The following is a 3,980-nucleotide window of genomic DNA, read 5'->3' on the forward strand; positions in this document are numbered from 1 at the left end:
TCGCCTTCGCCTGGTCCCGAGCCTGCACGAGCCGACCGGCAACCTTGAGCTGCGCTGCTGTACCAGGATCCGACGAACGAGGGTCCAAGGTCTCCCGGGAGCTGGCCTGGACGGCCCCACGGCGACGGCTTCAGCAGGAGCTGACCCTCCTGCGCCAGCGGGGCGCCGAGGTCGACGGCGAGGTTGGCGAAGACCGCCACCCGAGGTGCCGCGGTCATCGAGGCTCGCTCGCTTGCCGCCTGGCGGCCGTGGGAGCTCGGCCCCGAGCGCCGGCGGCCATCGTCCGCTCGCGGCGAAGCGGGGCGGCGTCAGCTGCTGCGTTCGATGAGCAGCAGGGCGACGTCGTCGTGGAGCTGCCCGGCGACGTGGCGTTGCAGCTCGGCCCACAGCGACTCCAGCCCCGCTTCCAGGTCGGCGCTGACCAGCGCGAACGCAGCCGCGGCCTGCAACGGGAAGAACCCGCCGCGAGCGCGCGCCTCGCTCGCCCCGTCGGTGTACAGCAAGATCCGGTCGCCCAGCGCCAACCGCAGCCGCAGCGGCTCCGGGCGCGGGCCCAGCCCCAGCGGCGGCGCCGGCTCGGGTGGCTCCAGCTCGGTGGCCACCCCGGCGCGGACCAGCAGCGGCGCGGGATGGCCGCAGTTGAGCACGATCGCGCTGCCGTCGGCCACGACCTGGACCACCACCGCGGTCACGAAGTCCTCCGGGCCGACCGCGCGGGTGACGCTGCGGTCCAGCGCCGCGGCGACCTGCGCCAGGTCGGGGCGGTCCTGGGCCGCGTCCCGGAAGCTGCCCAGCACCACCCCGGCCAGCCGGACCGCGTCCAGGCCCTTGCCGCGCACGTCCCCGACCAGCAGCCGCACCCCGTGCGGGGTCGCAAGCGCCTCGTAGAAGTCCCCCCCGACCGACGCCTCCGCGCTGGCCGAGGCGTACAGCACCGCCAGGCGCAGGCTCCCCCGCGCCGGGGGCACACCGCCCAAAAGCGCCCGCTGGGCGACCTCGGCGACCCGGGTGACCGCGCGCAGCCGCCATTCCCGCTCGACCCGCACCCGCGCCACCAGCCCCGACAGCACGGTCGCGGCCCCGATCGCGACCGCGGGCACCCCCTGCGAGCCGGCCAGCAGGTCCACCCCGACCGCCCCGCCGTAGCCGACCGCGGCGGCCAGCGCGACCACCCCGACCGCGACCGTGCGCTTGGGGCCGACGAACGAGGCGGCCAGGATCGGCGGGCCGACCAGCAGCCCGAGGAGCTCCGCCTTGCGGCCGCCGACGATGTCCAGGCCGAGGATCACCACGATCAGCGTCAGCGCCAGCCACACCCCGATGTTGCGCTGCACCACCGGCGCGGCCAGCTCGGGGCGGCCCACCATGCGGAGCAGGCGCATCCCGCGCCCGCTGGCCCGCCGCCCCGGGTCGTGCCTGACCTGGTCCGCCATCTTGCTCCCCGACGTGCGCCGGCTCCCGGGTTGATCTTGTAGCCCCGGCCCGGTCAAGGCAAGCGGGAGGAGCCAGCGGCGACCCCTGACCCTCCGCAGGCGACCGGGTGGGCGCCTAGGACTGGCCCCGAACCCTGAGAACTCGCCGCGTAACGCGGCGTGGCATCGGTGTGGTCCGAGCCCTGGGGCCGGGTCGGCTACAGCTCCCTTCGCACAAGCGCGCTGGCCAGCTCGCGGGCGCGCATGGCGAGGGGCCGGGCGCGCCAGGCGGCCAGGTTCAGCTCGCGGGCGTCCTCGAGGTCGGCCAGGAAGTGCTTTTCGAGTTCGGCGACCACGCCGGGGTCGCGGAAGGAGATGTTGAGCTCGTCGTTGAGCGCGAACGAGCGGTTGTCGAAGTTGACCGACCCGACCGTGACCCAGTGGGAGTCCACGAGCAAGACCTTGGCATGGAGCATGGTGCGCTGGTACTCGAAGATCCGCCCGCCGCAGGCGAGCAGCTGCCCGTAGCAGCGCCGCCCGGCCTGGCGGACGACCTCTTTGTCGGTGTGGGGGCCGTTGGTCAGCACGCGCACGTCGACGCCGCGGCGGACCGCGTCGCAGAGCGCGTCGACGAACGCGCGCCGTGGCGCGAAGTAGGCGGTGGTCAGCCAGATCCGCTCGCGGGCGCACGCGATCGCGGTGTAGAACAGCTGCTCGGCGTCGGTGCTGCCCTTCTGCGCGGTGGAGCGGGTGACCTGGGCCTGGATGCCGTCGTCGAAGCCGCGCACGTCTGGGAGGTGCTGCCGGCCGGACAGGATGCAGCCGGTCGCCTCGGCCCAGTTGTCGACGAAGCCGCTGAGCAGGTCGCGCACGACCGGCCCCTCGACGCGCACGTGGGTGTCGCGCCAGTGCTCGGCGTCCTCGCAGTTGCCGGTCCACTCCTCGGCGATGCCGACCCCGCCGGTGAAGCCGACGTTGCCGTCGACGACCAGGATCTTGCGGTGGGTGCGGTTGTTCAGCTTGTGCAGGGTGTACCACTTGGGCGGCCGGAACCAGGCGACTGTGGCGCCGGCCCGGTCGAGCTGTTCGACGAGGCCGTGGTCCATCTTGGCGGCGCCGACCGCGTCCAGCAGGACGTTGACCTCGACACCGGCGGCGGCGCGTTCGGCGAGCGCCTCGGCGAACTGCGGCGCGATGGAGCCGGTCCAGTAGACGTAGGTGGCGAAGTTGACCGTCTGCTTGGCGTGCTGGATCGCTTCCAGCATGGCGGGGAAGATCTCGCGGCCGTTGCGGAGCACCGTGACCCGGTTGCCCTGGCGCAGGGGGGCGACGGTGAGCGCCTCGACCAGGCGGGCGAAGTCGGCCGTGCCGGGTGTCGGGGGGTCTTGCAGCTGGTAGCCCTTGGCGGCGGTGCGCCGGTACTGGGCCGCTTCGAAGGCGTAGACGGCGGCGAGCCCGAGGCCGCCGAGGACCGCGGCGTTGCGGATGGTCGGGGCTGGTGGCACGGGACTGCCTCCTGGACAACAGGGGATGGGCCGCCGCCTTGCTCTGCCTGCGTTCGATTGCAGAAGATAGCCCAGAGCACGCCGGCTGAGAACCGAGTGGGGCGGATGCCGGGGGTTTGCTCGCCCTTTCCTTGTGGAGATAGCTTCGGCAGCGCTGGGTGATCGCTGGGTGCCCTGGAGGTATGCGATGGCTCGCTCGTGTGGGCCGCTGGATCCACCATCGGGCGGCCGGTGGGAGGTGGGGCTGGCGTGGCGCAGGCCTGGCGGCGCTGGCGCGAGCCGATGCTGGTGGCGGTGGCGGTGACCCCGCAGCCCGCCGTGCGCCGGGTCGCGGTAGTCTTCAACCCGGCCACCTCCCCCGACGGCGCGCCCGAGCGCAAGCGCGACCTGCAGGCGGCGCTGGACGCGGCCGGGGTCGAGGTGGTGTGGCTGGAGACCACCAAGCAGGAGGCGGGCCAAGGCCTCACCCGGCAGGCCGTTGAGCAGGGCGTGGACCTGGTCCTCGCCGCGGGCGGCGACGGCACCGTGATGGCCTGTGTCACCGGCCTGGCCGGCACCGCGACGCTGACCCAAAGCTGAAGGGTCGCATCGGCGCGCTCGCCTACGTGCTGAGCGGCCTGCGCCAGCTTCGCCGGCGCCCAGCCCGGTTCCGCATCAGCCTCGATGACCAGCCGACCATCACCCGCGTCGGCCAGGGCCTGCTGATCGTCAACCTGGGCCGCCTGCAGGGCGGGCTTACGGTGGTGCCTGACGCCCGGCCCGACGATGGCGTGCTGGACGTCGCGGTCCTTGGGACCCGCACGCCGGTCGACTGGCTACGGCTGGCCACCCAGGTGCTACTGCGGCGCCAACGACACGGCCCCGAGCAGCAAGGGCAGGCTGAACCATCGGGATCACCGAGGTTGCCGCTGGAGCTGTTTCGCGCCCGACGCGTCGAGGTCGACTGCGACCGGCCCCAGCCGGTCGAGCGGGACGGCGACCCAGCCGGCAGCACCCGCCGGCTGGTGGTTGAGATCCTCCCGCGGGCGCTCACCCTGTGCGTGCCCGCCCGTGCGGAGGGATC

4 protein-coding genes are annotated in these 3,980 nt (G+C 73.7%); 2 read left to right on the forward strand and 2 right to left on the reverse strand.

All coding sequences use genetic code 11. The annotated features are described in order from the left end of the window. Positions 1-308 precede the first annotated feature (308 nt). The gene (locus tag VG276_10940) at positions 309-1,433 is read right to left on the reverse strand and encodes a PP2C family protein-serine/threonine phosphatase (GenBank protein ID HEV8649892.1); all 1,125 of its coding nucleotides are present in this window, start codon (positions 1,431-1,433) and stop codon (positions 309-311) included. A gap of 197 nt (positions 1,434-1,630) precedes the next feature. Next, complete coding sequence (locus tag VG276_10945) at positions 1,631-2,917, reverse strand: phospholipase D-like domain-containing protein (GenBank protein ID HEV8649893.1); 1,287 nt, start codon at positions 2,915-2,917, stop codon at positions 1,631-1,633. 249 nt (positions 2,918-3,166) lie between these two features. On the opposite strand from VG276_10945, the gene VG276_10950 reads away from it, so the two are divergent. Together VG276_10950 and VG276_10955 are read left to right on the forward strand one after the other, a co-directional pair. Then, positions 3,167-3,496, forward strand: a complete 330-nt coding sequence (locus tag VG276_10950) for an acylglycerol kinase family protein (protein HEV8649894.1) — start codon at positions 3,167-3,169, stop codon at positions 3,494-3,496. Between the two features lie 26 nt (positions 3,497-3,522). Beyond that, positions 3,523-3,980 (forward strand): diacylglycerol kinase (locus VG276_10955; protein ID HEV8649895.1); only part of this gene is annotated, 458 nt, incomplete at its 3' end.

The organism is Actinomycetes bacterium (assembly GCA_036000965.1).
GTDB lineage: Bacteria > Actinomycetota > CALGFH01 > CALGFH01 > CALGFH01 > DASYUT01.

Coding starts and splice junctions, on each gene's coding strand:
- VG276_10940 (HEV8649892.1), bottom strand. CDS start 1,433: ATGGCGGACCAGGTCAGGCACGACCCGGGGCGGCGGGCCAGCGGGCGC.